Origin of the sequence: Streptomyces sp. NPDC048825, assembly GCF_043198355.1 — a bacterium.
Lineage (GTDB): Bacteria > Actinomycetota > Actinomycetes > Streptomycetales > Streptomycetaceae > Streptomyces > Streptomyces xiangluensis.
In genome coordinates, this window is sequence record NZ_JBICUR010000005.1 from 454341 (window position 1) to 479687 (window position 25347).

Sequence of the window (25347 nt, forward strand, 5' to 3'; positions counted from 1 at the left end):
GTCGGGAGCATGGGAAGCGAACCGTCGAGGCGGCGCTGGGGCCACACAGAGGCCACCAGGCTGTTGTGCGCGGGTGCCCATCTGGACGCGGGGTTCCGCAGGCGCGTCATCGACGAACTCGTCGGACACGCGGAGCGCCCGGTGGCGCCGACGCTCGGCGCGGACGTCCTGCCCGTCCTCGCACACGCACTGCGCGCCCGACGCGAAGAGGTGCGTACGGCCCTGCTGCTCCTCGCGGTGTGGGTCGGCTTCCTGGTCAGTGATGTCGTGATGATCAGGGACACCGTGGAGGACCGCGCCGGCGGCGACACCGGGCTGTCCTTCCTCGACTACGTCCGGTATGTCTTCGATTCGGAGGCCGGGGACGAGTCCGGGGCGCCCGGCCTGTTCGACGGGGTGGTACCGGGCACCTGGACGACTTCGTACGCCCTGGTCGTCCTGCTGCTGTGGTTCGCCCGGGTTCTCTCCGGCCGGGGCACGGACACCGCCGTGGTGCAGCGGCTGAAGCTGCCGCCCGCGCTGGCGTGGGTGCGGCCGCGCCTCGGCCTGCTGGTGACCATGAGCGCCTGGCTGATCTGCCTCGGGTACTGGGTACGGGCCTGGGTCGGGATCGAGGACAACTGGTACCCCGTGATCTTCCCGCTGCTGCTCGGCCTCGTCGTCTGGCGCCACCAGTGGCTGCGTAAGCAGACGCTGCGTATGGCGCTGGCCCGGCAGACGTTCGCCGAGACACCCGACCCCGGCCTGCCCGGCCGCTACGAGGCCCTCGCCGAGCGCATCCGCCGGGAGCAGGACGCCTCGCTCACCCTCTACGACGTCAACCGGCCCTTCGTCGGCGCCGGAGTGACCCGTAAGCCCTGGTCGGTCGTACTGGAACTGCGGCGCAGGGAGGCGGGGGAGAGCGGCAACGGCGTACCGGCACCCCGGTCGGATGCCGCGCAGCTCACCGCGCGCGAGATCATCGACATGATCACCCCCCGGCTGCGGGCGCTGAAGACGCCGGCCGGGGACGGGAGCCGGGACCGGCTGCGGGAGCTGGAGATCGAGGAGTTCGTCTACCTTCCGTCCGGTGTGGGCCGCGACGAGCCGCTCGTCATCGGCCCGGACGACACCCGTACCGCGAGCGTGTACGAGTCCGCGCAGGTCAACCGGCACTTGGCCGAGTCCGTGGGGGAGGGCGGGGAGGCCCGGCGGCACTTCCTGCGGATCAGGGTGGGGGCCTGGAACGAGCAGGTCGTCGTCTCGCTGCTGGTCCGGGTGCACACCCAGGGCGGCATGCTCGTGCTGGAGGTGGTGCCGCATGTGCTGGGGCCGATCGTGCCGGAGTTCCGGCAGATCGACGCCATCGTCGGGCGCCCGCCGGAAGGTCCGCTGCGGGACGCCGTCCGCGCCCTCATCGACGCACCCTCGGTCGGCCTGGCGACGGGGATCGCGGCCCTGCGCACCCTGAGCTCCGCACTGCGGCAGTCGTCGGCCCGTCCCGAACAGGCCGCGCCCGACGCCCCCTTGGTCTCGCTGCGCGAGCTGGCCTGCACCGACGAGCTGTCCCTCTTCCAGGAGATGGACGTCGCCCGCTACATCAGGACCCTCCAGGACCGGATCGGCGAAGGGGTACGGGACGCCCTGCAGGCCCACGGCTACCGCACCGACCGCCTGGAGCAGAACATCACCAACATCCACAACAGCGGGCTCTACATCAACGAGATGTCCGGCGGCGCCCTCGCCACGGGTTCGCACGGCCAGGCCACGCACACGGAGAGGAGCACGGTATGAGCACCGACGGGGGAGCGAGCGGGGGGACGGGCGGCGGGCCGCAGATCCACATCGGTTCGATCAGCGGTGGCTCCCAGGCCTTCGGCGACCACGGCAAGGCCGAGTCCGTCAACTACACGGCTGTATCTGCCGAGCCGGGGTACGGGGAACTGCTCACCGCTGTACGGGCGCTGCGCACCGAACTCGGACAGCAGGAACGTACGGCCGAGAGTGAGGCCCTCGGCGCCGAACTGGCCGAAGTGGAGGGCGAGATCGCCCGCACCGGGCGCAGCGCGCCAGGACCGCTCACCCGGCTCCGTGACCGTCTCGCGGCCTACGGTCCCGCCGCGGCGACCGCCGCGTCCGTGACCGCCGTCACCCAGGCCATCACCCAGCTGCTCGGCTGAGCCGGAGGGACAACGATGGCGCAGGGACAACGATGGTGAGGGTCCAACGATGGTGAGGGTCTTCGACGCCGACCGCCAGGACTGGGCGGGGCCCGAAGAGGAACAGCAGATCGTCGTGGACCAACGGCGCGACGGAGTACGCCAGCGCCAGGCGCTGCGCGGCGCCGTCGTGGTCCTCGCGGTCTGCGGAGTGGCCTTCGGCACGTGGGCGCTGGGCTGGAAGGACGAGCCGGGACCGCGGGGGTACTTCACGGTCCGCGAGACCCCGGCGCCCGGACAGAGCGGGGAAACGAACGGCGACCCGGGCGGGGGTACGGGCACCGAGGACCCGGCGTCCCCGAGCCCGTCGGCCACACTGCCTCTCGGATTCGAGTCCGTGCAGGACGAGGAGGGCTTTCGCGTGGCCGTCCAGGAGGACTGGGTCGAGAACCGGCAGACGGTCGACTCCATCCACGGCTTCGACGTCGTCAACTACCGCAGTGCGGACGGTTCGCGCCGCCTTCAGATCTACGAGGTGCTGGAAGCCAGCCCGGAGGAATCGCTCCAGGAGTTCGTGTCCGCCGACACCCCCAAGCCCGACGGCTTCGAACAGCTCTCCCTGGAGAATCCCGAGGACAGCGGACTCCCCGCCGCCCGCCTCGAATACCTCGCCGACTCCCTCAAGGGCGAGGAGGAGATCGGCACCTGGCACGTCGTCGACCACCGCTTCGAATCCGTGGACGGCAAGCTGTACGCGATCACCTCCTACGGCCCGGAGTCGGACGGCTTCGACGACGAACGGAACGTCCTGGAAACGGCGTTGGCCTGGTTCTGCCCACCGGCCACGGTGTGCCCGGAACCGGTCACGGAATGACGCCCGTGCGCGGACCGGCGGCCGCGTCCTCGAGCGCCGCGCCGGCTCAGAAGCTGCTCAACCACCTTGATCGGCCTGGTGTCTCACATCGACTATGGGCTCCATGTTCGGACACTCCAATCAGCCAGACCTGCACGTCCTCGTCCTGCGGGACGCCGACGTCATTGCCGCGCAAGTGCGCTGGGCGCTCGAGGAGGCCTCGCCCGAGGAGCGGCCGGGCCTGGAGCGGGCTGCCGCGATCGTCGAGGAGGCGGCGGCTGCCTCCGACGCCGAGCTGCGGACCCGGTGGGTACGGGAGCGAGCGGCGGCGGCCGGGATCGACGGCTCGTACGACTCCGTGCATGTGATCAAGGCCCTGCGCGAGGCTGCGCCCGGGCTCTCGCTCCTCCAGGCCGTGCAGTTGGCGAAGGAGGCGGAGGCGGCCCGCTCAGCGGGTTAGGGGTGGCTGCTTCGGGGAGGAAGGGGCGGCTGCTTCAACGGCTTTTCTTCAGGGACTTCTCGAACCAGTACGCCCCGTACACGTCGTCGTTGTAGCGGGGGATCTCGGTGTACCCGCACGCCCGGTACATCGCCTGTGCCTCGCTGAGCGAGGCGTGCGTGTCGAGACGTACGACTCCGTAGCCGCGCTCCACGGCCTGCCGCTCCAGCTCGGCGAGCAGCCGGCGGGCGAGGCCGAGGCGGCGGGCGTCCGGGTGCACCCATACGTGCCGGATCTCGCCGACGCCCGGTTCGAGCCGCCGCAGGGCCGCGCATCCCACGGGCCGGCCTTCCTCGTACGCGACGAGGAAGGCGCCCGTGTCCCCCGACGCCTCGTGCGGCTGGACGAGGGCCGCCCGGTCGTAGCCCTCGGGGAAGCGGGCGTCGATGTCGGCGGCGTAGGCGTAGAGGCAGGCGCGGGCGTCCGGGGCTGCTCCGTCGACGAGCTCGACCGTGATCGCGGCGAGCCTGAGCAGCCGCTGGGCGGTGTCGAGGGACTCGGTCAACTGCTCACGCTGGTCCGGCGTCAGCCCGTTGAGCAGGCCTCCGGCGAGGTGATTGGCCCGCCGGTTCTGCTCCTTCACCTCGACCCGTCCGGCCGGGGTCAGCTCCGCGAGCCGCAGCCGGGTGTCCTGCGGATGCACGGTGATCCGCACCAGGCCCTGCGCCTCCAGGGTCTTCGTCATTCGGCTCAAGTACCCGGCGTCCAGGCCGAGTCGACTGCGCAGCTCGCGCAGCGAGGCCCCGTCCCCGATCTCGTACAGCAGCCGGGCCTCGCCGAGTGGCCGGTCCTGGCCCAGGTAGTGGTCGTCGAGTGCGCCGATACGCCGGGTGAAGTAGCGGTTGAAGCGGCGCAGGGCGGTCACATGCTCTGTGGACACTGGCTCCATATTTCTTTGACTTTAGTCAAAGGTGCCGGGAGAGGTAAGGGGAGCCCGTGAATTGTCCGAAGTAGGTGGCAGGGGTACGGCTCGACCGGACACAGTCCGTACATGAGCGGTTACGCAGACGACGCGCCCGGCTATCTGACGTTCCGGGTGACCCCGCAGGAGGGACCGATCGCAGCCTTCGCCGAGCAGGAGGCATGGCAGGCACGGGAGCGGTACCCGCAGCTGCTGGGGGTGGGGATTCCCGAGTTCTTCCATGCCCGGGAGCGCGAAGAGGGCGGCTGGCAGCTGTCCGACTACAGCAGCGATACGCCGCAGGGTGCGCGGGACATGCTGGGTTCGCACTTCCGGCGCAGCGCCAAGGATGCCGAGGATGCCGCCGGGGACGAGAGCGCACAGGGCAAGTGGATGTCTGCGGCCAGACGTATGGACCGCGAGGTCGTCGACGAGGTGACCGTGCTGGGCGGCCGGTTCAGGGTCGTGCGCGCCTCGCGGTTCATCCGGATGGGCGGCAACGGCCCCGAACCGCCCCGCCCTTCCGACCCCGATCCTCTCGACGCCGATCATGTACGTCCCCGGGGCCAGGTGATCGACCCGTACACCGGTACGGGGCTGGCCGACGGCATCCTCAAGCTGGACCTGGTGCGGTTCGTCGGCGTCGTGCCGGGCGCGCCGGCGGACGTCGCCGACGACGCGCGCCGGGCTCTGGCGACTCATCCGGGCGGCGTCCTCCTCCCCGCCGTGTTCATGATCTCCGAGCGTGTGGACGGCAGCTGGAAGCCGCACAACCCTGGGGCGTCCCACCCCTCGCCGCAGGCCGCGCGTGACGTCCTGGCGTCGTATCTGCGCGTCATGGGCCCTTTCGAACTCCGCCTCAACGACGCCGCCCGTGAGGAGTACGCCCGTGCCGCCGACCGCCTCGACGAGAGACGCAGCAACGTGGCGAGTGTCGCGGGCCGCCGCTTTCGCGTCACCCGCGTCGAACGTCTGGTCCGCCTCGGGCCCGACGGCCCCGAGGCCCCCCGGCCTTCGGACTTCGACCCCGAGCCTCCGGTCGAGGTCCATGTCCGCCGGCTCAAGGAGCAGGGGCTCTGGAAGGAGGAGGACGAGTCCATCGAGCTCGATGAACGCACGCAGGAGCTGAAGCGTCTGTGGGAGGCGGAGGAGGAGCGGCGGCGGGCGGCGCAGAAGAAGCGCAAGGGGGTCTGACCAGTGTTCGGGTGGGGGCTGGGAGCCTGCAACCCCAAGGCCCTCCCCCCTGCGCAGTGACTCAGCGCACTTTCGGCCACGGATTGTGCATGTATCGCCCAGGCCGGGGCAGGGGCATCCAGCTCCCTGGCAGCGGCACAGGCGTGCCACAGGAGCGTGGAACAGGAACGAAAGGCGCACCGATCATGGCGGGACCAGCGGAACGACAGGCGCAGCACACGATTCACGTGGCTGGGGAGTGGCGAGAAGCCGTCTCCGGGGACACCCGCGAGGTGCTCGACCCGGCGGACGCCAAGCCGTTCGCCGTGGTTGCGGAGGGTGACGGACGGGATGCGGACGCGGCCATCGACGCCGCGCGCCGCGCGTTCGACGAAGGGCCATGGCCCCGCACCTCTGTCGTCGAACGCGCCGCCCTGCTTCGTCGCGTCGCCGATTTCCTCGTGCGCGACCGGGAGCGGCTCGGGCTGCTGGAGAGCCGGGACGCGGGCAAGACGCTCGAGGAGGGGCGCGTCGACATCGACTGTGTCGCCGACGCCTTCCGGTACTTCGCCGATCTCGTCGTGGGTGAGGGCGGCGGCCGGGTCGTCGACGCCGGTTCCGACGACATCCACAGCGTCGTCGTGCACGAACCCATCGGCGTGTGCTCCATGATCACGCCCTGGAACTATCCGCTGCTTCAGGCGAGTTGGAAGGTCGCGCCCGCGCTCGCCGCCGGGAACACCTTCGTCATCAAGCCCAGCGAGATCACGCCGCTGACCACGATCGCCCTCGTGGAACTGCTCGAAGAGGCCGGGCTGCCCGAGGGGGTCGCGAACATCGTCACCGGCCCCGGGCACACCGTGGGCGCCCGCCTCGCCGAGCACCCAGCTGTCGACCTCGTCTCCTTCACCGGAGGTCTCCTCAGCGGGATCAAGGTCGCGCAGGCCGCCGCCGTCACCGTGAAGAAGGTCGCCCTCGAACTCGGCGGCAAGAACCCCAACGTCGTCTTCGCCGACGCCTGCGCCACTGAGGAAGGCTTCGACACCGCCGTCGACCAGGCCCTGAACGCCGCGTTCATCCACAGCGGCCAGGTCTGCTCCGCCGGCGGACGCCTCATCATCGAGGAGTCCGTACGCGAACGCTTCGTCGCCGAACTCGCCCGCCGGGCCGGCAGGATCCGGCTCGGCCGCGGCACCGAGGAGGGCGTCGAGTGCGGGCCGCTGGTGTCCGAGCAGCAGCGGGAGAAGACCGAGGCGTACGTCGCCTCCGCCCTGACCGAGGGCGCTGTGCTGCGGGCCGGCGGCAAGCGGCCCGAACCGTCGGCAGGGCGGCCCGCCACCGGGTACTTCTACGAGCCCACCGTCCTCGACCAGTGCCACCGCGAGATGAAGGTGGTACGCGAGGAGGTCTTCGGGCCCGTACTGACCGTCGAGACGTTCCGTACGGAGGACGAGGCCGTCGCGCTCGCCAACGACACCGAGTACGGGCTCGCGGGAGGCGTCTGGACCGCCGATGCGGGCCGCGCCCGGCGCGTCGCCGGACGGCTGCGGCACGGCACCGTCTGGATCAACGACTTCCACCCCTACCTCCCGCAGGCGGAGTGGGGCGGCTTCGGCAAGAGCGGCGTCGGGCGGGAGCTCGGGCCCGCCGGTCTCGCCGAGTACCGCGAGACCAAGCACGTGTACCAGAACCTCGCACCGCAGCCGGTGCGGTGGTTCGCGGGCTGACGCCCGGGCTCCCGGGTCCCCGGCGGCCGCCCCCGTTCGCGAGCCACTGGGACAGGCCCATGTCCCGGCTCCCGTCCTGCCCTCGTCCCCGCGCCTGAGCGCAGCACCTTGTACGACCCCGAGGAGTAATCCCCCATGCCTGAACAAGCCACGCCCGTCCACGAGCACACGTACGACTACGTCGTCATCGGCGGCGGTACCGCCGGCTCCGTCATCGCCTCCCGGCTGACCGAGGACCCGGACGTCACCGTCGCCGTCATCGAGGGCGGCCCCAGCGACGTCGGCCGCGACGACGTCCTCACCCTGCGCCGCTGGATGGGGCTGCTCGGCGGGGAACTGGACTACGACTACCCGACGACCCGGCAGCCGCGCGGCAACTCGTTCATCCGGCACAGCCGCGCCCGGGTGCTCGGCGGCTGCTCCTCGCACAACACGCTGATCGCGTTCAAGCCGCTGCCGTCCGACTGGGACGAGTGGGAGGCGGCCGGTGCCAAGGGCTGGGGCGCGGTGCCGATGGAGGCGTACTACGCCCGGCTGCGCAACAACATCGTCGCCGTCGACGAGGAGGACCGGAACGCCATCGCCCGCGACTTCGTCGACGCCGCCCAGGCCACGCTGGGCGTGCCGCGCGTCGAGGGCTTCAACAAGAAGCCGTTCAGCGAGGGCGTCGGCTTCTTCGACCTCGCGTACCACCCGGAGAACAACAAGCGCTCGAGCGCGTCGGTCGCCTACCTCCACCCCTTTCTGGACCGCCCGAACCTGACGATCCTGCTGGAGACCTGGGCGTACAAGCTGGAGCTCGACGGGACGCGGGCGCGCGGCGTGCACGTACGGACCAAGGACGGCGAGGAGATCCTCGTACGCGCGAAGAGCGAAGTCCTGCTGTGCGCGGGTGCCGTGGACTCGCCCCGGCTGCTCCTGCACTCCGGCATCGGGCCCGCCCGCGACCTGGAGGCGCTCGGCATTCCCGTCGTGCATGACCTGTCCGGCGTCGGCGAGAACCTGCTCGACCACCCGGAGTCGGTGATCGTCTGGGAGACGAACGGACCGATTCCCGAGAACTCCGCGATGGACTCCGACGCGGGCCTGTTCGTGCGACGGGATCCCGAACAGCCGGGCCCCGACCTGATGTTCCACTTCTACCAGATTCCGTTCACGGACAACCCGGAACGGCTGGGGTACGAACGGCCTGCCCACGGCGTCTCCATGACTCCGAACATCCCCAAGCCGCGCAGCCGCGGCAGGCTTTACCTGACCAGTGCCGACCCGGCCGAGAAGCCCGCCCTCGACTTCCGTTACTTCACGGACGAGGACGACTACGACGGCCGCACCCTCGTCGACGGGATCAGGATCGCCCGCGAGATCGCCAAGTCCGAGCCGCTGGCGGGCTGGCTGAAGCGCGAGGTGGCTCCCGGTCCCGACGTCACGGGAGACGAGGAGCTCAGCGTGTACGCGCGGTCGGTGGCCCACACGGTGTACCACCCGGCGGGCACCTGCCGGATGGGCGCCCTCGATGACCAACTCGCCGTCGTCGACCCACAGTTGAGAATCCGCGGTCTGGACGGCATTCGGATCGCCGACGCCTCCGTCTTCCCGACGATGCCCGCGGTGAACCCGATGATCGGGGTGCTCATGGTCGGGGAGAAGTGTGCCGACCTGGTCGGGGGTGGCGAGTGATGACCACGTCGACTGCCGGCAAGGCCACCACCGTCGAACCCGTCTTCTCCGTCGAGGGCCTGTGGAAGGTCTTCGGGCCGAAGGCCGAGCGCATACCCGGCGACCCGGAACTCGGCGCGCTGAACGCCGCCGAGCTGCGCGCCCGTACCGGCTGTACCGCCGCCGTCCGCGATGTGAGCTTCGAGGTCGGCAAGGGCGAGGTCTTCGTCGTGATGGGCCTGTCCGGCTCGGGCAAGTCCACGCTCGTACGCTGCCTCACGCGCCTCATCGAGCCGACCGCCGGGACGCTCGCGATCGACGGCGAGGACGTCCGCGCCATGGACAGGACGCGCCTGCGCGAACTGCGCCGCCACCGCGCCTCGATGGTCTTCCAGCACTTCGGGCTGCTGCCGCACCGCTCCGTGCTCGACAACGTCGCGTACGGCCTGGAGATCCAGGGCATCGGGAAGGGCGAGCGCCGGAAGAAGGCGCAGGAAGTCGTCGCCAAGGTCGGCCTCGAGGGCATGGAGCAGCGGCGGCCGGGGCAGTTGTCGGGCGGCCAGCAGCAGCGGGTCGGGCTTGCGCGGGCGCTCGCCGTGGACCCCGAAGTGCTGCTGTTCGACGAGCCGTTCAGCGCGCTCGACCCGCTGATCCGGCGCGATATGCAGGAGGAGGTCATCCGGCTGCACCGTGAGGAGGGCCGCACGATGGTCTTCATCACCCACGACCTGAACGAGGCCCTGCGCCTGGGCGACCGCATCGCCCTGATGCGCGACGGCCGCATCGTCCAGCTCGGCACGCCGGAGGAGATCGTCGGCTCGCCCGCCGACGACTACGTACGCGAATTCGTCCGGGACGTGCCGCGCGAGCAGGTGATGACGGTCCGTACGGCCATGCGGCCCGCCGGCGTCGACGAGGCCGGGCAGGGTCCGGCTCTCGTGCCGGAGGCGACCGTGTCCGAGGCCATCGAGGCCGTCGCCCGCAGCGGTTTCCCCGCGCGAGTCATGGACGACGGCCGCTGCGTCGGCGTGGTCGACCACGAGCGGCTGCTCGGGGTCGTGGCCGGGACGCAGTCCACGGCCGCGGCAGAGACGGGCTCCAAGGAGGCGGTCTGATGGCCACCGCCACCGCACCCGTCCCCCAGGCCGGTGTCACCGGGCTCCTGAGGAACCGTGTCGTCGGCAAGCTGCTCCTGCTGGCCCTCGTGGCGGCGGTCCTCGTGCCGCTCGCCGACGCCCGCTGGGCGAGCGGCGCCTGGCCCGACGCCCTGACCGTCGACTTCTCCGAACAGCTGGGCAAGGCGAGCGACTGGGTCATCGACAACCGCGACAGCCACCCGCTGTTCCTCTACTTCTTCGGGCACATCTCCAACGCGGTCGTCATCTCCGTCCGCGGCGTCTACCTCGTCCTGCTCGCCGCGGGCTGGGCGGGCGTCACGGCCGCGGCGGCGCTCATCGCATGGCGCGTGGCCGGGGTGCGGCTGGCGGTCGGCACGGGTGTCGCCTTCCTGGCCTGCGGGCTGCTCGGCATGTGGGTCCCCACCATGCAGACGCTCGCGCTCATGGTGGTCGCGGTCCTCGCGTCCGTCGTGCTCGGCGTGCTGCTCGGCCTCGCGGCCGGGCTCTCCGACCGCACGTACCGCGCGCTGCGCCCCGTACTCGACACCATGCAGGTGTTCCCGGCCTACGCGTACCTCCTGCCGGTCGTCCTCGTCTTCGGCATGGGCGTCCCGGCCGCGGTCCTCGCCACCGTCGTGTACGCGGCCCCGCCCATGGCCCGGCTCACCGCGCTCGGCCTGCGCGGCGCCGACGCCGGCGTGATGGAGGCCGTCGAATCCATGGGTACCACCGCGCGGCAGCGACTGCTGACCGCCCGTCTGCCGCTCGCCCGCAAGGAACTTCTCCTCGGCCTCAACCAGACGATCATGATGGCCCTGTCGATGGCAGTCATCGCGTCCGTCATCGGCGCGGCCGGCCTCGGTGACCGCGTCTACCAGGCGCTCGGCTCGGTCGACGTCGGCGCCGCGCTCGCCGCCGGCATCCCCATCGTGCTGCTCGCGGTCGTCCTGGACCGCGTGACGGCAGCGGCCGGGGAACAAGCCGGGGACGCCCAGCCCTCCGAGTCCGGTCCGAAGCTGTGGTTTTCCGCGGCTGCCGGTGCCGTGGCCGTGGCCCTCGCCGGACGCTTCACGGACCGCCTCGACTGGCCCGAGACCTGGATCGTGAACATCGCCGAGCCGGTCAACCGAGCCGTCGACTGGATGACCGACCACCTCTATTCCGGCGTCCCCTACGTGGGCGGCACCGCCGACTGGGCGGGGCACTTCACCACCTCGGTCCTGAACCCGGTGCGGGACGGCCTGCAGGGGCTGCCCTGGTGGTCGGTCCTGCTGATCGTCGCCACGCTCGCATGGCTCATCGGCACGTGGCAGACGGCTCTCACCGCCGTCCTCGCGATGGCCGCGATCGGTGTGCTCGGCGTGTGGAACCAGTCGCTCGACACGCTCTCGCAGGTGCTCGCGGCCGTGGCGGTGACGCTGGTCGTGGGCTTCGCGATCGGCATCGCGGCCGCGCGCAGCGAGCGCGTCGAACGGCTGCTGCGCCCCGTACTGGACGTGTTCCAGACCATGCCGCAGTTTGTGTATCTGATCCCGGTGGTGGCCCTCTTCGGAGTGGGCCGCGCACCCGCCGTGGCCGCTGCGGTCGTCTACGCCCTGCCCGCCGTCGTCCGCATCACCACGCAGGGCCTGCGCCAGGTGAACCCGGCCGCGATGGAGTCATCACGCTCGCTGGGCGCGACGAGCTGGCAGCAACTGCGCCAAGTGCAGCTGCCGTTGGCCCGCCCGGCACTGCTCCTCGCCGTCAACCAGGGCGTCGTCCTGGTCCTCGCCGTCGTCATCATCGGCGGCCTGGTCGGCGGTGGCGCGCTCGGCTACGACGTCGTGTTCGGGCTCGCACAGGGCGACCTGGCGACCGGGCTGGTGGCCGGTGCGGCGATCGTCTGCCTCGGCCTGATGCTCGACCGGGTGACCCAGCCGACGGAACGCCGTACGAGGAAGGGGGCCTGAGATGCGTACGAGGATGCTCTCGGCCGTTGCCGGTGTGTCCGCCCTGCTGGTGCTGACCGGCTGCGGAGCCGCCGACATGACCAAGCAGGCCTCGCCCTTCGCTGCTGTCGAGGGCGCGAAGACGGTCACCCTGTCCGTGCAGTCCTGGGTGGGCGCGCAGGCCAACGTGGCGGTCGCGCAGTACCTGCTGGAGCACGAGCTCGGCTATCGCGTCGACACCGTGCAGGTCGACGAGGTCCCCGCTTGGGACGCGCTCAGCCAGGGGCGGATCGACGCCATCCTGGAGGACTGGGGGCATCCCGAGGAGGAGCAGCGGTACGTCAAGGACAAGAAGACGATCGCGCGCGGCGGTGACCTCGGGGTCACCGGGCACATCGGCTGGTTCGTCCCGACGTACTTCGCCAAGCAGCACCCCGACGTCACGAACTGGAAGAACCTCAACAAGTACGCCGACCAGCTGCGCACCGCGGAGAGCGGGAGCAAGGGGCAGCTGCTGGACGGTTCGCCCTCGTACGTGACGAACGACAAGGCGCTGGTGCAGAACCTGGACCTGGACTACCAGGTGGTCTTCGCCGGTTCGGAGGCGGCCCAGATCACGCAGATCAGGCAGTTCGCCAAGGAGAAGAAGCCCTTCCTGACGTACTGGTACACCCCGCAGTGGCTCTTCGAGAAGGTCCCGATGACCGAGGTGAAGCTGCCCGCGTACAAGGAGGGCTGCGACGCCGACCCGAAGAAGGTCGCCTGCGCCTACCCGCACACCCCGCTGCAGAAGTACCTCAACGCGGACTTCGCCCGTGGCGGCGGCAAGGCGGCGGCCTTCCTGAAGAAGTTCAAGTGGACGACGGAGGACCAGAACGAGGTCTCCCTGATGATCGCCGAGGAGAAGCTGACTCCTGAGGAGGCGGCCAAGAAGTGGGTGGGCCGCCACGAGTCGACTTGGCGGTCGTGGCTGCCCAAGTGAGGCTCACGAGGCGTTCGGCTCCGCCGAGAGGTCCTCGTCGGCCAGGTGCTGCGCCGCCGCGCGCGCCTGGCCGAGCCAGTCCTCGCGCAGGGCTCGGGCGATGCCGGCCAGCGCCTCGGCTGTCCGCCGCTGCAGCCCGGGTCCGAACGTGATCCGGGTGGCCCCGAGTCGGCCGAGCTCCGCCGGTGCGGGACCGTCCAGCGGAGCGGACGCGTTGATCGGGCCCTGGATCCCCGCCCGCAGCAGCGGGAGTACGCCCGCGGGGGCGCCGATCGGGTAGACGCAGTCGGCGCCCGCCGCCACGTACAACGCGGCTCGCTCGATGGCCCGTTCGGGATCGGCGACCCCGCTCGAGAACGTGTCGACGCGCGCGTTCACGAAGAGCCGGTCGCCCGCGACGGCCCGTACCCGGGCCAGCCAGTCGGCGTGCCGCGCCGGGTCCTTGAGGACGCCCTCGTGCGAGTCCTCGAGGTTGCAGCCGACGGCACCCGTCTCAAGGATCCGGTCCACCAACTCCTTGGGCGCGAGCCCGTATCCACCCTCGACGTCCGCCGACACGGGCACGTCCACGGCCCGCACGATGCGGGCGACCGCCGCGAACATCTCGTCGGCGGGCGTCGCCCCGTCCTCGTACCCGAGCGAGGCGGCGACCCCGGCGCTGGGTGTCGCGAGCGCCGGGAACCCGGCGTCCTCGAAGACCCGCGCGCTGGCCGCGTCCCATGGCCCGGGCAGGACCAGGGGATCGTCCGGTGCGCGGCCCTGATGCAGCGCGCGGAACGTCTCGACCTTGCTCACCATGCGGGGCCCCCTGGCGGGATGCGTCGGCTGACCATCAGCCGGTTCCACCCGTTGATAACGGTGATCAGACCGATGAGATGCGCGAGTCGGGCGTCGTCGAAGTGCCGCGCCGCCCGCTCGTACACGTCGTCCGGCACGAAGCCTTCCGTGAGGACCGTGACCGCCTCGGTCAGCGCGAGCGCGGCCCGCTCGCGCTCGCTGTAGAGGTCCTCCGCCTCCTCCCAGGCGTTCAGAAGGTCGAGCTGTTTCTCGCTCACGCCGTGCTTGCGGGCCAGTTCGAGGTGCATGTCGAGGCAGAACGCGCAGTGGTTGAGCTGTGAGGCGCGGATCTGCACCAGCTCGGCGAGCCCGGAGTCGCCCAGGCCCTTCTTCGCGGCGGCGCTCAGCGCGGACATGGCCTTGCCGACCTCGGGATCGAGGACCTGCGTGCGAGTCGTCACTTGTGCTCGCCCGCCTGGTAGTGCCCCGCGACCATACGGCAGGTCACGCCGAACCGGTTCCACGCGTTGATCACCGTGATCGCGGCGATCAGCTGCGCCAGCTCGGCCTCGTCGAACTGCTTGGCGGCGGCGTCGTACACCTCGTCCGGCACGAAGCCGTCCGTGAGGACCGTGACCGCCTCGGTCAGCGCAAGCGCCGCGACTTCCTTCGCCGTGTAGAAGTGCTGAGACTCCTCCCACGCGCTGAGCTGGATGATGCGCTCGACACTCTCGCCGGCCGCGAGCGCGTCCTTGGAGTGCATGTCGACGCACAAGGCGCAGTGGTTGATCTGCGACGCGCGGATCTTCACCAGCTCCAGGAGCACGGGGTCGACGCCCTGCCGGGCCGCCGTGTCGAGCCTGATCATGGCCTTGTAGACGTCGGGCGCGAGTTTGGCCCACGCGAGCCGGGGGGTGTGTTCGGGGACGTACGAGGTGGTGGTGGTCGTGTTGAAGGTTGTCTCGTTCGTCGTCATGACTGTGACCCTACGGTTCGAGTAGCCCAGGAGTATGGTCCATTTCCATGCAAGAATCCTGGGCCACTTTGGGTGTTGATCTGCATCTCGAGCTGGGCGGCTCCCGTCTGCGCCGAGGACTCACGGACGCCTTGCGCGAGGCGGTGCGCAGCGGGCGGCTCGCAGCGGGGACGCGGCTGCCGTCGTCGCGGTCGCTCGCCGCCGACCTCGGTATCGCGCGCAACACCGTCGCCGACGCGTACGCCGATCTCGTCGCCGAGGGCTGGCTCACCGCGCGCCAGGGTTCGGGCACGCGGGTCGCGGAACGGGCCGTGGCGGCGCCGGACTCGGCAACGGCGCCCCGGCCTCGCTCGCCCCGCGGTCCCACGCACAGCCTCGAACCCGGCAACCCCGACCTCGCCTCCTTCCCTCGCGCCGAGTGGCTCAAGTCGGCCCGCCGCGCGCTGTCCGCAGCACCTCACGACGCCCTCGGCTACGGCGACCCACGGGGCCGCGTCGAACTCCGCACCGCCCTCGCCGCCTACCTTGCCCGCGCCCGCGGCGTACGTACCGACCCCGAGCGCATCGTCATCTGCTCCGGCTTCGTACACGGCTTGCGGCTGCTCGCCGCTGTACTGCGGCAACGAGGGCTGCGCTCGCTCGCCGTGGAGTCGTACGGGCTCGACGTGCACTGGGGAGTGGCGGAGGCGGCGGGGCTGCGGACGGTGCCGCTGCCGTTCGATGAACTGGGGACGTGTACCGGCGGCTTGGCGGGAACGGGGGCGGGGGCGGTCCTGCTCACCCCCTCGCACCAGTTCCCGATGGGCGTGCCGCTGCGGCCCGACCGGCGGGCCGCCGTCGTGGACTGGGCGCGGCGGACCGGCGGGCTGATCCTGGAGGACGACTACGACGGGGAGTTCCGTTACGACAGGCAGCCGGTGGGCGTGCTCCAGGGCCTCGACCCGGACCGCGTCGTGTACGTGGGCACCGCGAGCAAGTCCCTGGCACCGGGGCTGCGGCTCGGCTGGCTGGTCCTGCCGCCGTCGCTGGCGTCGGAGGTCGTGTCGGCGAAGGGCGGCACGGACTGGTCGTGCGGGGTCCTGGACCAGCTGACCCTGGCGGAGTTCATCACCTCGGGCGCGTACGACCGTCACGTCCGAGCGTCCCGTCTGCGCTATCGCCGTCGCCGCGACCAACTCGTAGAGGCGCTCGCGGCCCATGCTCCGTCGGTGCGGGCCACCGGTATCGCCGCCGGCCTCCACGCAGTCCTCCAACTCCCGCCCGGCACCGAGCAGTCGGTGATCCGGGCGGCGGCCTGGCAGGGCCTGTTGCTCCACGGCCTGAACCGCTACCGCCACGAGGACGCTGCCGCTGCGGCTGAACCGTACGACGCCCTTGTCGTGGGCTACGGCACACCTCCGGACCACGCGTGGTCGGGCACGCTGGACGCCCTGTGCAGGGTTCTCCCCTAGGCCCTGTCTCCCCGATCTTCGCGGGCGCACGACGCCTGGCACGGCCACTCGCCGCACGGCCGCATCACCCAAGTACGTCCAGTACGAGGGCGATGCGGCCGCACGCCGATGCACCGCACCAGATGCCGCGCGCTGATCCGCGAAGATCGGAGAGACAGGACCTAGGCCCCGAGTGCGGCGGCCGGGACCCATGATCTATAAGCTGATGTCCGAGAAGTCGATGGTGATCGGTCACGGGGGAGCGACATGGCGGGCTCACGACAGCAACTGCGTTCGGGGACGGTCGTACTCGGCGGCATGGGACTACTGGCGGCGGCGCTCACCGCATGCTCCTCGGCCCCCGACAAGCGCTGTGTCGACCGCGACAGCTACAACGCGGCCAAGGGCTACAAGGCCGTCTCCGACAAGAACTGCAAGTCGACCGGCTCCGGCAGCCGCAAGAGCCGCAGGATCTCCTCCGACGACGCCTGGTATTACGGCGGCGAGGAGAAGAAGGGCTGGGTGGACGGTGGTTCCTTCACCAAGTCCTCCGACGGTTCGGGCGGTTCGAGCAGTGGTGGCGTGGACCGCGGCGGCTTCGGCAGCGGCGACGGCGGCAGCTCCGGCGGCTGAGCTGCCAGGACCCGAGGCCAAGGACAACCGCTATGGAACGCCGCACCCTCACGCCCCGCCCCGGCTGGCAGCAGACGGTCGAGGAGCAGGGGCTGATCTATCCCCTCACCCGCTACCCCGACGACACCCTGCGCCCGTACTGGGACGAGAGCGCGTACTACGTCTTCTCGCTCCCCGAGGTCGAGGCCCTGGAGGAGGTCGTCGAGGAACTCCATCGCATGTGCCTGGCCGCCGCCGCGCACATCGTCGAGCGAGACCGCTTCGGCGACCTCGGCATCACCGATCCCCGGGTGGCCGAATTGGTCGCCGAGGCCTGGCAACGGCGGTCCGAACTCCCCTCCCTCTATGGCCGGTTCGACCTCCGCTACGACGGCACCGGCCCCGCGAAACTCCTCGAGTACAACGCCGATACGCCGACCTCGCTGGTCGAGGCCGCCAGCCCCCAGTGGTTCTGGATGGAAGAACGCTTCCCCGGCGCCGATCAGTGGAACTCCCTCCACGAACGCCTCGTCGACGCCTGGAAGAAACAGTCCGCCCTCCTTCCGCCAGGCAGCCCGCTCTACTTCGCGCACTCCGCCGCCGACGAACTCGGCGAGGACCTGATGACCGTCGCGTATCTGAAGGAGACCGCGGAACAGGCCGGCCTGGAGACCGACTGGATCGCCATGGAGGAGATCGGCTGGGACCGCCTCTCCGGCCGTTTCGTCGACAAGCAACTCCGTTTCATCCGCAGCTGCTTCAAGCTCTACCCCTGGGAGTGGCTGACCACCGACCGCTTCGGCGTGCACGTCCTTGACACCCTCGACAACGGCGGCGGCACGGGCTCGACGATGTGGATCGAACCTGCCTGGAAGATGCTCCTGTCCAACAAGGCACTCCTCGCCATCCTCTGGGAGCTCTACCCGCACCACCCGAACCTCCTCCCCGCCCATCTCGACGGGCCTCGCGAACTCGCCACCACCGCTGGCTACGTCGCCAAGCCCCTCCTCGGCCGCGAGGGCGCCGGCGTCACGGTCCACGAACCCGGAAATGCCCCCGTGATCCGTGAAGAGCCTTGCTGCTACCAGGAATTGGCCCCCCTTCCCTCCTTCGACGGCAACCGTGTCGTCCTCGGCGCGTGGGTCGTCGAGCACGCGTCGGCGGGGCTCGGCATCCGCGAGTCGTCGGGGCTGGTGACGGACGAGTACGCGCGTTTTCTGCCGCATGTGATTCTGTGACCCTCTCCCGCGCGACTCGTTGCGCTACGCCCTCAGGACCGCCCGGAGCTGGGCGAGTCCCCAGTCCAGGTCCTCCTTGCTGATCACCAGCGGCGGCGCGATCCGGATGGTGGAACCGTGGGTGTCCTTGACCAGCACACCCCGGTCCATCAGCTTCTCGGAGACCTCCCGGCCCGTGCCGTACGCCGGCGCGATGTCGATCCCCGCCCACAGCCCGCGCCCCCGGACCTGCGTCACCCCGCCCATATCGCGCAACACCGCCAGCTCACGATGCAGATGCTCCCCCAGCTCCCCGGACCGCACCTGGAACTCCCCGGACCGCAGCATCGCGATGACCTCGATCGCCACCGCACAGGCCAGCGGATTCCCGCCGAACGTCGAACCGTGCTCCCCTGGCCGGAACACCCCGAGCACCTCGGCGCTCGACACCACCGCCGACACCGGCACGATCCCGCCACCGAGCGCCTTGCCCAGCACATACATGTCCGGCACCACACCCTCGTGCTCACACGCGAAGGTCCTGCCCGTCCGCCCCAGTCCCGACTGGATCTCATCCGCGATGAACAGGACATTCCGCTCCCGCGTCAACTCCCGTACGCCTGCGAGATAACCGGTCGGCGGCACCAGCACCCCCGCCTCGCCCTGGATCGGCTCCAACAGCACGGCGACCGTGTTCTCCGTGACCGCCTCGCGCATCGCGGTCAGATCGCCGTACGGCACGATCTCGAAGCCCGGCGTGTACGGACCGAAGTCTGCCCGCGCCTCCGCGTCCGTGGAGAAGCTGATGATCGTCGTCGTACGCCCGTGGAAGTTGTCGCCCGCCACGACGATCTTCGCCATCTGGTCGGGCACGCCCTTGACCCGGTACCCCCACTTTCGCGCGGTCTTCACGGCCGACTCCACCGCCTCCGCGCCCGTGTTCATCGGAAGCACCATCTCCATGCCGCACAGCTCCGCCAGCCGCGTGCAGAACTCGGCGAACCGGTCATGATGAAACGCCCGCGACGTCAACGTCACCCGCTCCAGCTGTGCTCTGGCCGCATCGATCAGCCGTCTGTTGCGGTGCCCGAAATTGAGCGCGGAGTATCCCGCCAGCAGGTCGAGATAACGGCGCCCCTCGACATCCGTCATCCACGCCCCGTCCGCCGTGGCCACGACGACCGGCAGCGGGTGGTAGTTGTGCGCGCTGTGCCCTTCGGCCGAGGCGATCAGCGCCTCCGTACGGGTCACGGGATCTCCCCTCCTCACGGCACGCTTTCTCAGGGATCCGGGCGGTCTGTGGTCCCATCCCATCGTCGCTCGTATCGTCCCTCACGACGTCGCTCGCATGGTGGACTCGGTGATCTGTGATCGGAGAGGCCCGGTAGGCTGATCGGCGGGCCGTGACTGGCGCGCTGGGATGGGACCGACCATCGGGGAGCGGCCCGTGACGAACAAGTGCCGTGCGCCTGGGCCGAACCGTGAACGCTGAATGCCACGTCCGGAGGTCCCTGATGTCTGACAACTCTGCGCCCCTCTCCACCGAGTCCACCGCCTTCCGCAGCGCCCTCGAAGTGATCCGCGCCGTCGAGCCCCGGATCGCCGACGCCATCGGCCAGGAGGTCGCCGACCAGCGCGAGATGCTCAAGCTGATCGCCTCCGAGAACTACGCCTCCCCGGCCACCCTGCTGGCCATGGGCAACTGGTTCAGCGACAAGTACGCCGAGGGCACCGTCGGCCGCCGCTTCTACGCCGGCTGCCGCAACGTCGACACCGTCGAAGCCCTCGCCGCCGAGCACGCCCGCGAACTCTTCGGCGCCGCGCACGCCTACGCCCAGCCGCACTCCGGCATCGACGCCAACCTCGTCGCCTTCTGGTCCGTCCTCGCCGACCGCGTGGAAGCCCCGGCGCTCGCGAAGGCCGGTGTCCGCAACGTCAATGACCTCTCCGAGGCCGACTGGGCCGAGCTCCGCCAGGCCTTCGGCAACCAGCGCATGCTCGGTATGTCCCTGGACGCCGGCGGCCACCTCACCCACGGCTTCCGCCCGAACATCTCCGGCAAGATGTTCGATCAGCGCTCCTACGGCACCGATCCCGCCACCGGCCTCATCGACTACGAGGCCCTGCGCACCTCCGCTCGTGATTTCAAGCCCCTGATCATCGTGGCCGGCTACTCCGCCTACCCCCGTCTCGTGAACTTCCGCATCATGCGTGAGATCGCCGATGAGGTCGGTGCGACGCTGATGGTCGACATGGCGCACTTCGCGGGCCTCGTCGCCGGCAAGGTCCTCACGGGCGACTTCGACCCCGTCCCGCACGCCCAGATCGTCACGACCACCACCCACAAGTCGCTGCGCGGCCCCCGCGGCGGCATGGTCCTGTGCGACGACTCGCTCAAGGACCAGGTCGACCGCGGCTGCCCGATGGTGCTCGGCGGCCCCCTTCCTCATGTCATGGCCGCCAAGGCCGTCGCGCTCGCCGAGGCCCGCCGCCCCGAGTTCCGCGACTACGCCCAGGCCGTCGTCGACAACTCCCGCGCCCTTGCCGAGGGCCTGATGCGCCGGGGCGCCACCCTCGTCACGGGCGGCACCGACAACCACCTCAACCTGATCGATGTCGCCACCTCCTACGGCCTCACCGGCCGCCAGGCAGAGTCCGCCCTGCTCGACTCGGGCATCGTCACCAACCGCAATTCCATCCCCGCCGACCCCAATGGCGCGTGGTACACCTCCGGCATCCGCATCGGCACCCCCGCCCTCACCACGCGTGGCCTGGGAACCGCCGAGATGGACGAGGTCGCCGGCCTGATCGACCGGGTCCTCACGACCACGGAGCCCGGCACGACCGCCAAGGGCGCCCCCTCCAAGGCCCAGCACGTGCTCGACCCGAAGGTCGCGGACGAGATCTCCCGCCGGGCCACCGATCTCGTGGCCGGCTTCCCGCTGTACCCGGAGATCGACCTGGGCTGAGACGGCGGGGTCGGCTGAGGGGTTTGCCTCTCACCCTGGGCCTCGGCTTGAAGCTGCGCCGGTCAGACGTCCCGCAGCTCCTGCCGAGGCCCGACATCGCGTCCTCGCTCCCGGCCCCGAGGCAGTGCCCCCGGCAACCGCGCCGCGAACGGCCGTAGCAGCAGCGCCAGAACGGCTCCGGCTGCCAGCCCCGGTATCGCCCACCACCAGTCGGTTCCGTCATCTGACCCTGTGGTGGCCGTGGCCTTAGTCGCAGGGGTCTTCCCGGCGTTGGGCGGCACCGCTGCCGATATGTCGTCCGACGCGTCCTTCGGCCCCGAATCCGGGTTCGTGCCCTCTGGGCGTTCGCTCATGACGCCGAGACCGGTGAGCAAGGACCGGAGCTCGTCGGGCTTCTCCGCCCGGTGCCAGACCTCCTTCGGCGGCTGCGACGCCTCAGGCCCCAATGTGAGCTGCGTGAGGATCCACACGCTCCGGGAGCCGGTCACGTCAGGGTGCACCATGTCCACCCGCCAGGGAGTGACGTCATGGATCATCCATGTGATGTTGATCCGACGGCCTATGGAATCGCGGTCCGGCGGCTTCTCCTGCAACCTCTTGAGGTCGCCGCCCTCCTGGGGAAACAGGTCGCGCAGGCGCGTGTATTTCTCGTCGCTGTTGTACAGCGACGCCGTCTCCCCGCTGTCGGGCGATACGAGCAGCACACTCGTCGGCCCACCCGCCACCGCGGTCGGCGCCACTGTCAGCACCAGAGCGAGCGCCACCGTCAACGCCCCGGCTGCCGCCGCCAGTTCACGAACCCTGCGCATCGGACGCATCGGACCCCCAGTCGATCCCGGATGCGGCCCGTCCGCACCCCGTCACTTCTGGTACACCGCCCGCCCCGCCGAGGTTCCCACTCGGCCCGCACGACTTCCGACCACTTCACGGCGCCTGCCCCATGACCGGCTCCATGGTCCCTACTCCACGGCTCCTACTCCAAGGACTCCGCAACAGCCACCGCCCGCTCCCGCGACTCCACGCCCTCGAGCCGCAGCGTCCGCTGTTCCCCCGGGTCCTGCCACAGCAGCGTCGGCCCCGCCGTGCGGACGGTCCGGGCGTACTCCTGGCCCTGCTCGTCGACCAAGGCGAGCTCGAGGCGGTGGGGCTCGGCGAACCACAGGCCCGAGTCGCCGTTCACCGTGGCCGGTTTGTACGGCACCGTCGTCGACTTCCAGAACAGCGGAGAGAGCGTCGCCCGGAACTGATCGAGCCGTATCACCTCGCCGTCCCCGGTATGCCAGCACAGCGACAGGACCCGGCGGTCGGCCGACACCTGCGCGGCCGACGGGCGACCCAACTCCCTTGGCAGCAACGGCTCGAACCCCGCCCGTCGCGCCGCCCCGGCCACGGTCAGTCCCTGCTCGCAGCCCGGCACCGGAGAAGGAGAAGCGTGCGTCCCCGGCTTGTACCGCACATCGACACCGCCGAAGTCGAACCAGCCGACGACCGCCGCCCGCACCGGAGGCGTGAGCACCAGCACCGTCAGCAGTCCACACAGCGCGGCGGTCAGCGAACGCCAGCGCTGCCGCGCCCACCGCCGAGCCGACCGGATCCGCGTCGTCGGTCCCGACGGCTCGGCCACCGGGACCGGCACCTGCTCGGCCAGTATCTGCTCCAGAACCCGCTCGACCATCGACTCGGTCCGGCTCGCGCCCGGCGGATCCAGCGACCGTCCGAGCGCGCGCAGCTCCTCGGGCAGCCGATCCGAACTCCCGCGCGCACGCCCCGGCTCCCCGGGGGCACGACCGCCCGAGGACTCCGCGCCCCCGCGCTCGTACGACTCACTCATGCTCATCACCTCCTTCCCGGGGCTGAAAATCCGGCAGCAGCCGCTTCAGCTTGCGCAAGGCGCGATTGAGCCGGGACTTGACCGTCCCGCGCGGCCAGCCCAGGGCCTGGGCCGTCTCCGGCTCGTCCATCTCCAGCAGATAGCGGTAGGTCACGACCAGCCGGTGCTCCTCGCTCAGCCGGTCCAGGGCGGCCAGCAGCGCCGCCCTGCGCTCGACCTCCAGCGCCGCGACCGCCGGGTCCGCCGACTCCGGTATCACCGGCTCCGCCTCCACCAGCGCGGCCTCCCGGCCTGCCAGGGTCCGCTGACGCACCGCCGTCCGGACTGTGTTCCTCGTCTCATTGGCGACGATCGAGAGCAGCCACGGCCTGAATGCCGCGCCGTCCCGAAAGCGCCCCAAGGTGCAGTACGCCTTGAAGAAGGCCTGCTGCACCACGTCCTCCGCGTCCGCACCCGCGCCCAGTGCCGCGGCCGCTCTGAGTGCGATGCCCGTGTGGGCACGCACCAGCTCCGCATACGCCTCCGGCTCTCCGGCGCGTACGCGTGCGATCACCGCGGCCTCATCGACGATGCGGCCCCCCTCCCGCGTCCTCACACTCTTGTTACACCGCTGGAGACGGATCGGTTCCCACCTGTTTCCGGCCAGTTCCGGAGCGACCCCAGACACCTGAGAGAATGAGCCCATGGCCTCTGACCGCCCGCCCGTCTCCCACCACCACCCTCAGGGGAATGGCTCCGCCATGCAGCGTCCTCTCCGTGTGCTTTCCGGAATCCAGCCCACCGCAGGCTCGTTCCACCTCGGCAATTACCTCGGCGCCGTCCGTCAGTGGGTGGCCCTGCAGGAGACCCACGACGCGTTCTACACGGTCGTCGACCTGCATGCGATCACCCTTCCGCAGGACCCCGCCGAGCTGCGCTCCAACACCCGGCTCGCCGCCGCCCAGCTGCTGGCCGCCGGGCTCGACCCGGAGCGGTGCACGCTCTTCGTCCAGAGCCATGTCCCCGAGCACGCGCAGCTCGCGTGGGTCATGAATTGCCTCACAGGGTTCGGTGAGGCGTCCCGTATGACCCAGTTCAAGGACAAGTCCTCCAGGCAGGGCGCAGACCGGGCCTCCGTGGGCCTGTTCACGTACCCGATCCTCCAGGTCGCCGACATCCTGCTGTACCAGGCCAACGAGGTGCCGGTCGGCGAGGACCAGCGGCAGCACATCGAGCTCACGCGCGATCTCGCCGAGCGCTTCAACGGCCGCTTCGGGCAGACGTTCACGGTCCCGGCGCCGCACATCCTCAAGGAGACGGCGAAGATCTACGACCTCCAGGACCCGTCGATCAAGATGAGCAAGTCGGCGTCGACTCCGAAGGGCCTCATCAATCTCCTCGAAGAGCCCAAGGCGACCGCCAAGAAGGTCAAGAGCGCGGTCACCGACACCGGCACGGAGATCCGCTACGACGCCGAGAACAAACCGGGCATCAGCAACCTGCTGAGCATCTACTCCACCCTCACCGGAGCCGGTATCGCGGAACTGGAGCAGAAGTACGCGGGCAAGGGCTACGGTGCGCTCAAGACGGACCTGGCCGAGGTCATGATCGACTTCGTGACGCCGTTCCGGGAGCGTACGCAGCAGTATCTGGACGACCCGGAGACGCTCGACTCGATCCTGGCCAAGGGTGCGGAGAAGGCGCGTGCCGTCGCCGCGGAGACGCTCTCCCAGGCGTACGAGAAGGTGGGCTTCCTGCCCGCCAAGCACTGACCGAGGCACTGACACCCGGGATCGGGCCCGACGGCCGTACAGTCGTAAGCCGTACGGAAACAGGGGACACACAGGACCAGCGGCCATTCCTGCCCGCCAGAAGCGTCCGGAGCACACGGAGCGCCATGGCAAGCACCATCACAACGGCAAGCACAACAGCAAGCACAACAGCAAGCACAACGACAGGAGACGACGTGGGGACCGTAACGATCGGCGTGTCGATCGCGGTCCCGGAGCCACACGGCAGCCTGCTCCAGGAGCGGCGCGCGGGCTTCGGCGACGCCGCCGCTTCCGGCATCCCGACCCATGTCACGCTGCTGCCGCCGACGGAGGTCGACGACTCGGCGCTGCCCGCGATCGAGGCGCATCTCGTCGAGGTCGCGGCGGCCGGGCGCCCCTTCCCGATGAGGCTGAGCGGCACAGGAACCTTCCGCCCGCTGTCGCCGGTCGTTTACGTCCAGGTCGTCGAGGGCGCCGAGGCCTGTACGTGGCTCCAGAAGCAGGTCCGGGACGCGTCCGGGCCCGTGGCACGCGAACTGCAGTTCCCGTACCACCCCCATGTGACGGTGGCGCACAGCATCGACGACGAGGCGATGGACCGGGCGTACGAGGAGCTGTCCGAGTACGAGGCCGAGTGGCCCTGCACCGGCTTCTCGCTCTACGAGCAGGGCGCCGACGGGGTGTGGCGCAGGCTCCGCGACTTCGTCTTCGGGGGAGCGGTGGTGCCTCCGCAGGCGAGCGCGCCCACCCAGAGCGACACCACGCTGCCCACGCGCTGAAGCCAACCGCGCGTCTGGTCCCACCGGCGG

Annotated in this window: 24 protein-coding genes and 1 riboswitch; of the genes, 16 read left to right on the forward strand and 8 right to left on the reverse strand. The window is 70.4% G+C overall.

Annotated features, from left to right (window positions below):
* The first annotated feature begins 9 nt into the window (after nucleotides 1-9).
* The 4 genes from ACGFNK_RS16040 to ACGFNK_RS16055 all read left to right on the forward strand — a co-directional run bounded on the left by ACGFNK_RS16040 (nucleotide 10) and on the right by ACGFNK_RS16055 (nucleotide 3451).
* On the forward strand, nucleotides 10-1773 hold the full coding sequence (locus ACGFNK_RS16040; RefSeq protein ID WP_393416162.1) for a hypothetical protein: 1764 nt from the start codon (nucleotides 10-12) through the stop codon (nucleotides 1771-1773).
* The gene (locus ACGFNK_RS16045) at nucleotides 1770-2159 is read left to right on the forward strand and encodes a hypothetical protein (protein ID WP_388678833.1); all 390 of its coding nucleotides are present in this window, start codon (nucleotides 1770-1772) and stop codon (nucleotides 2157-2159) included. Before ACGFNK_RS16040 ends, ACGFNK_RS16045 begins: the two co-directional genes overlap by 4 nt.
* Nucleotides 2160-2208: 49 nt before the next feature.
* Nucleotides 2209-3012 (forward strand): hypothetical protein, encoded by an 804-nt coding sequence (locus ACGFNK_RS16050; RefSeq protein WP_393416164.1) that lies wholly within the window; start codon nucleotides 2209-2211, stop codon nucleotides 3010-3012.
* Between the two features lie 103 nt (nucleotides 3013-3115).
* Nucleotides 3116-3451, forward strand: a complete 336-nt coding sequence (locus ACGFNK_RS16055; RefSeq protein WP_393416166.1) for a hypothetical protein — start codon at nucleotides 3116-3118, stop codon at nucleotides 3449-3451.
* Nucleotides 3452-3485: 34 nt separating this feature from the next.
* Here ACGFNK_RS16055 and ACGFNK_RS16060 read toward each other — a convergent pair whose 3' ends face one another.
* On the reverse strand, nucleotides 3486-4379 hold the full coding sequence (locus ACGFNK_RS16060) for a GNAT family N-acetyltransferase (protein ID WP_393416168.1): 894 nt from the start codon (nucleotides 4377-4379) through the stop codon (nucleotides 3486-3488).
* 102 nt (nucleotides 4380-4481) lie between these two features.
* On the opposite strand from ACGFNK_RS16060, the gene ACGFNK_RS16065 reads away from it, so the two are divergent.
* The 6 genes from ACGFNK_RS16065 to ACGFNK_RS16090 all read left to right on the forward strand — a co-directional run bounded on the left by ACGFNK_RS16065 (nucleotide 4482) and on the right by ACGFNK_RS16090 (nucleotide 12975).
* Nucleotides 4482-5585, forward strand: coding sequence for a DUF5954 family protein (locus ACGFNK_RS16065; RefSeq protein ID WP_393416170.1), 1104 nt, complete (start codon nucleotides 4482-4484; stop codon nucleotides 5583-5585).
* Between the two features lie 185 nt (nucleotides 5586-5770).
* Nucleotides 5771-7291 carry an aldehyde dehydrogenase family protein gene (locus ACGFNK_RS16070; RefSeq protein WP_393416172.1) on the forward strand — a complete coding sequence of 507 codons (1521 nt, stop codon included), beginning with the start codon at nucleotides 5771-5773 and terminating at the stop codon, nucleotides 7289-7291.
* Between the two features lie 135 nt (nucleotides 7292-7426).
* Nucleotides 7427-8968, forward strand: a complete 1542-nt coding sequence (locus ACGFNK_RS16075) for a GMC family oxidoreductase (RefSeq protein WP_393416174.1) — start codon at nucleotides 7427-7429, stop codon at nucleotides 8966-8968.
* Complete coding sequence (locus ACGFNK_RS16080; RefSeq protein WP_393416176.1) at nucleotides 8968-10062, forward strand: glycine betaine/L-proline ABC transporter ATP-binding protein; 1095 nt, start codon at nucleotides 8968-8970, stop codon at nucleotides 10060-10062. Before ACGFNK_RS16075 ends, ACGFNK_RS16080 begins: the two co-directional genes overlap by 1 nt.
* A complete protein-coding gene (locus ACGFNK_RS16085; RefSeq protein ID WP_393416178.1) occupies nucleotides 10062-12014 on the forward strand; it encodes an ABC transporter permease in 1953 nt (650 codons plus the stop codon). The genes ACGFNK_RS16080 and ACGFNK_RS16085 overlap by 1 nt, the downstream gene beginning before the upstream one ends.
* 1 nt (nucleotide 12015) lies before the next feature.
* Nucleotides 12016-12975 (forward strand): ABC transporter substrate-binding protein, encoded by a 960-nt coding sequence (locus tag ACGFNK_RS16090; protein ID WP_393416180.1) that lies wholly within the window; start codon nucleotides 12016-12018, stop codon nucleotides 12973-12975.
* Between the two features lie 3 nt (nucleotides 12976-12978).
* On the opposite strand, the gene ACGFNK_RS16095 is transcribed toward ACGFNK_RS16090, so the two are convergent.
* Genes ACGFNK_RS16095 through ACGFNK_RS16105 form a run of 3 tightly spaced genes read right to left on the reverse strand, consistent with a single transcriptional unit; the run spans nucleotide 12979 to nucleotide 14728 of the window.
* Nucleotides 12979-13773, reverse strand: a complete 795-nt coding sequence (locus ACGFNK_RS16095; protein WP_393416182.1) for an isocitrate lyase/phosphoenolpyruvate mutase family protein — start codon at nucleotides 13771-13773, stop codon at nucleotides 12979-12981.
* Nucleotides 13767-14213 carry a carboxymuconolactone decarboxylase family protein gene (locus tag ACGFNK_RS16100; protein ID WP_393416184.1) on the reverse strand — a complete coding sequence of 149 codons (447 nt, stop codon included), beginning with the start codon at nucleotides 14211-14213 and terminating at the stop codon, nucleotides 13767-13769. The genes ACGFNK_RS16095 and ACGFNK_RS16100 overlap by 7 nt, the downstream gene beginning before the upstream one ends.
* Nucleotides 14210-14728, reverse strand: coding sequence for a carboxymuconolactone decarboxylase family protein (locus tag ACGFNK_RS16105; RefSeq protein WP_393416186.1), 519 nt, complete (start codon nucleotides 14726-14728; stop codon nucleotides 14210-14212). Before ACGFNK_RS16105 ends, ACGFNK_RS16100 begins: the two co-directional genes overlap by 4 nt.
* Nucleotides 14729-14775: 47 nt before the next feature.
* Between ACGFNK_RS16105 and ACGFNK_RS16110 the strand changes: the two genes are divergently transcribed.
* From ACGFNK_RS16110 to ACGFNK_RS16120, 3 genes are all read left to right on the forward strand, one after another.
* The gene (locus tag ACGFNK_RS16110) at nucleotides 14776-16179 is read left to right on the forward strand and encodes a PLP-dependent aminotransferase family protein (RefSeq protein ID WP_393416188.1); all 1404 of its coding nucleotides are present in this window, start codon (nucleotides 14776-14778) and stop codon (nucleotides 16177-16179) included.
* 246 nt (nucleotides 16180-16425) lie between these two features.
* A complete protein-coding gene (locus ACGFNK_RS16115; RefSeq protein ID WP_393416189.1) occupies nucleotides 16426-16791 on the forward strand; it encodes a hypothetical protein in 366 nt (121 codons plus the stop codon).
* 32 nt (nucleotides 16792-16823) lie between these two features.
* Nucleotides 16824-18008 carry a glutathionylspermidine synthase family protein gene (locus ACGFNK_RS16120; protein ID WP_393416191.1) on the forward strand — a complete coding sequence of 395 codons (1185 nt, stop codon included), beginning with the start codon at nucleotides 16824-16826 and terminating at the stop codon, nucleotides 18006-18008.
* A gap of 24 nt (nucleotides 18009-18032) precedes the next feature.
* Here ACGFNK_RS16120 and rocD read toward each other — a convergent pair whose 3' ends face one another.
* Nucleotides 18033-19301: an ornithine--oxo-acid transaminase gene (rocD, locus tag ACGFNK_RS16125; protein ID WP_393416193.1), complete on the reverse strand. Its 1269-nt coding sequence runs from the start codon at nucleotides 19299-19301 to the stop codon at nucleotides 18033-18035.
* Nucleotides 19302-19380: 79 nt separating this feature from the next.
* A riboswitch (ZMP/ZTP riboswitch) is annotated at nucleotides 19381-19469 on the forward strand.
* Nucleotides 19470-19501: 32 nt separating this feature from the next.
* On the opposite strand from rocD, the gene ACGFNK_RS16130 reads away from it, so the two are divergent.
* Nucleotides 19502-20956: a glycine hydroxymethyltransferase gene (locus ACGFNK_RS16130; protein WP_393416195.1), complete on the forward strand. Its 1455-nt coding sequence runs from the start codon at nucleotides 19502-19504 to the stop codon at nucleotides 20954-20956.
* A gap of 62 nt (nucleotides 20957-21018) precedes the next feature.
* Here the strand turns inward: ACGFNK_RS16130 and ACGFNK_RS16135 are convergent, their stop codons facing one another.
* From ACGFNK_RS16135 to ACGFNK_RS16145, 3 genes are all read right to left on the reverse strand, one after another.
* Nucleotides 21019-21765 carry a hypothetical protein gene (locus tag ACGFNK_RS16135; RefSeq protein WP_393416197.1) on the reverse strand — a complete coding sequence of 249 codons (747 nt, stop codon included), beginning with the start codon at nucleotides 21763-21765 and terminating at the stop codon, nucleotides 21019-21021.
* A gap of 164 nt (nucleotides 21766-21929) precedes the next feature.
* Nucleotides 21930-22787: a hypothetical protein gene (locus tag ACGFNK_RS16140; RefSeq protein ID WP_393416199.1), complete on the reverse strand. Its 858-nt coding sequence runs from the start codon at nucleotides 22785-22787 to the stop codon at nucleotides 21930-21932.
* On the reverse strand, nucleotides 22780-23382 hold the full coding sequence (locus ACGFNK_RS16145; RefSeq protein WP_393416201.1) for an RNA polymerase sigma factor: 603 nt from the start codon (nucleotides 23380-23382) through the stop codon (nucleotides 22780-22782). Before ACGFNK_RS16145 ends, ACGFNK_RS16140 begins: the two co-directional genes overlap by 8 nt.
* Nucleotides 23383-23527: 145 nt before the next feature.
* Between ACGFNK_RS16145 and trpS the strand changes: the two genes are divergently transcribed.
* Both trpS and ACGFNK_RS16155 read left to right on the forward strand, forming a co-directional pair.
* The gene (gene trpS / locus ACGFNK_RS16150) at nucleotides 23528-24538 is read left to right on the forward strand and encodes a tryptophan--tRNA ligase (protein ID WP_386351201.1); all 1011 of its coding nucleotides are present in this window, start codon (nucleotides 23528-23530) and stop codon (nucleotides 24536-24538) included.
* A 194-nt stretch (nucleotides 24539-24732) separates the two neighbouring features.
* The gene (locus ACGFNK_RS16155; protein ID WP_393416203.1) at nucleotides 24733-25317 is read left to right on the forward strand and encodes a 2'-5' RNA ligase family protein; all 585 of its coding nucleotides are present in this window, start codon (nucleotides 24733-24735) and stop codon (nucleotides 25315-25317) included.
* Nucleotides 25318-25347: the final 30 nt, after the last annotated feature.

What these genes read in the sequence shown, in the direction of transcription:
- ACGFNK_RS16040 (WP_393416162.1), top strand. Translation starts at nt 10, where the DNA reads ATGGGAAGCGAACCGTCGAGGCGGCGCTGGGGCCACACAGAGGCCACC.
- ACGFNK_RS16045 (WP_388678833.1), top strand. Translation starts at nt 1,770, where the DNA reads ATGAGCACCGACGGGGGAGCGAGCGGGGGGACGGGCGGCGGGCCGCAG.
- ACGFNK_RS16050 (WP_393416164.1), top strand. Translation starts at nt 2,209, where the DNA reads ATGGTGAGGGTCTTCGACGCCGACCGCCAGGACTGGGCGGGGCCCGAA.
- ACGFNK_RS16055 (WP_393416166.1), top strand. Translation starts at nt 3,116, where the DNA reads ATGTTCGGACACTCCAATCAGCCAGACCTGCACGTCCTCGTCCTGCGG.
- ACGFNK_RS16060 (WP_393416168.1), bottom strand. Translation starts at nt 4,379, where the DNA reads ATGGAGCCAGTGTCCACAGAGCATGTGACCGCCCTGCGCCGCTTCAAC.
- ACGFNK_RS16065 (WP_393416170.1), top strand. Translation starts at nt 4,482, where the DNA reads ATGAGCGGTTACGCAGACGACGCGCCCGGCTATCTGACGTTCCGGGTG.
- ACGFNK_RS16070 (WP_393416172.1), top strand. Translation starts at nt 5,771, where the DNA reads ATGGCGGGACCAGCGGAACGACAGGCGCAGCACACGATTCACGTGGCT.
- ACGFNK_RS16075 (WP_393416174.1), top strand. Translation starts at nt 7,427, where the DNA reads ATGCCTGAACAAGCCACGCCCGTCCACGAGCACACGTACGACTACGTC.
- ACGFNK_RS16080 (WP_393416176.1), top strand. Translation starts at nt 8,968, where the DNA reads ATGACCACGTCGACTGCCGGCAAGGCCACCACCGTCGAACCCGTCTTC.
- ACGFNK_RS16085 (WP_393416178.1), top strand. Translation starts at nt 10,062, where the DNA reads ATGGCCACCGCCACCGCACCCGTCCCCCAGGCCGGTGTCACCGGGCTC.
- ACGFNK_RS16090 (WP_393416180.1), top strand. Translation starts at nt 12,016, where the DNA reads ATGCGTACGAGGATGCTCTCGGCCGTTGCCGGTGTGTCCGCCCTGCTG.
- ACGFNK_RS16095 (WP_393416182.1), bottom strand. Translation starts at nt 13,773, where the DNA reads ATGGTGAGCAAGGTCGAGACGTTCCGCGCGCTGCATCAGGGCCGCGCA.
- ACGFNK_RS16105 (WP_393416186.1), bottom strand. Translation starts at nt 14,728, where the DNA reads ATGACGACGAACGAGACAACCTTCAACACGACCACCACCACCTCGTAC.
- ACGFNK_RS16110 (WP_393416188.1), top strand. Translation starts at nt 14,776, where the DNA reads ATGCAAGAATCCTGGGCCACTTTGGGTGTTGATCTGCATCTCGAGCTG.
- ACGFNK_RS16115 (WP_393416189.1), top strand. Translation starts at nt 16,426, where the DNA reads ATGGCGGGCTCACGACAGCAACTGCGTTCGGGGACGGTCGTACTCGGC.
- ACGFNK_RS16120 (WP_393416191.1), top strand. Translation starts at nt 16,824, where the DNA reads ATGGAACGCCGCACCCTCACGCCCCGCCCCGGCTGGCAGCAGACGGTC.
- rocD (WP_393416193.1), bottom strand. Translation starts at nt 19,301, where the DNA reads ATGGGATGGGACCACAGACCGCCCGGATCCCTGAGAAAGCGTGCCGTG.
- ACGFNK_RS16130 (WP_393416195.1), top strand. Translation starts at nt 19,502, where the DNA reads ATGTCTGACAACTCTGCGCCCCTCTCCACCGAGTCCACCGCCTTCCGC.
- ACGFNK_RS16135 (WP_393416197.1), bottom strand. Translation starts at nt 21,765, where the DNA reads ATGCGCAGGGTTCGTGAACTGGCGGCGGCAGCCGGGGCGTTGACGGTG.
- ACGFNK_RS16140 (WP_393416199.1), bottom strand. Translation starts at nt 22,787, where the DNA reads ATGAGTGAGTCGTACGAGCGCGGGGGCGCGGAGTCCTCGGGCGGTCGT.
- trpS (WP_386351201.1), top strand. Translation starts at nt 23,528, where the DNA reads ATGCAGCGTCCTCTCCGTGTGCTTTCCGGAATCCAGCCCACCGCAGGC.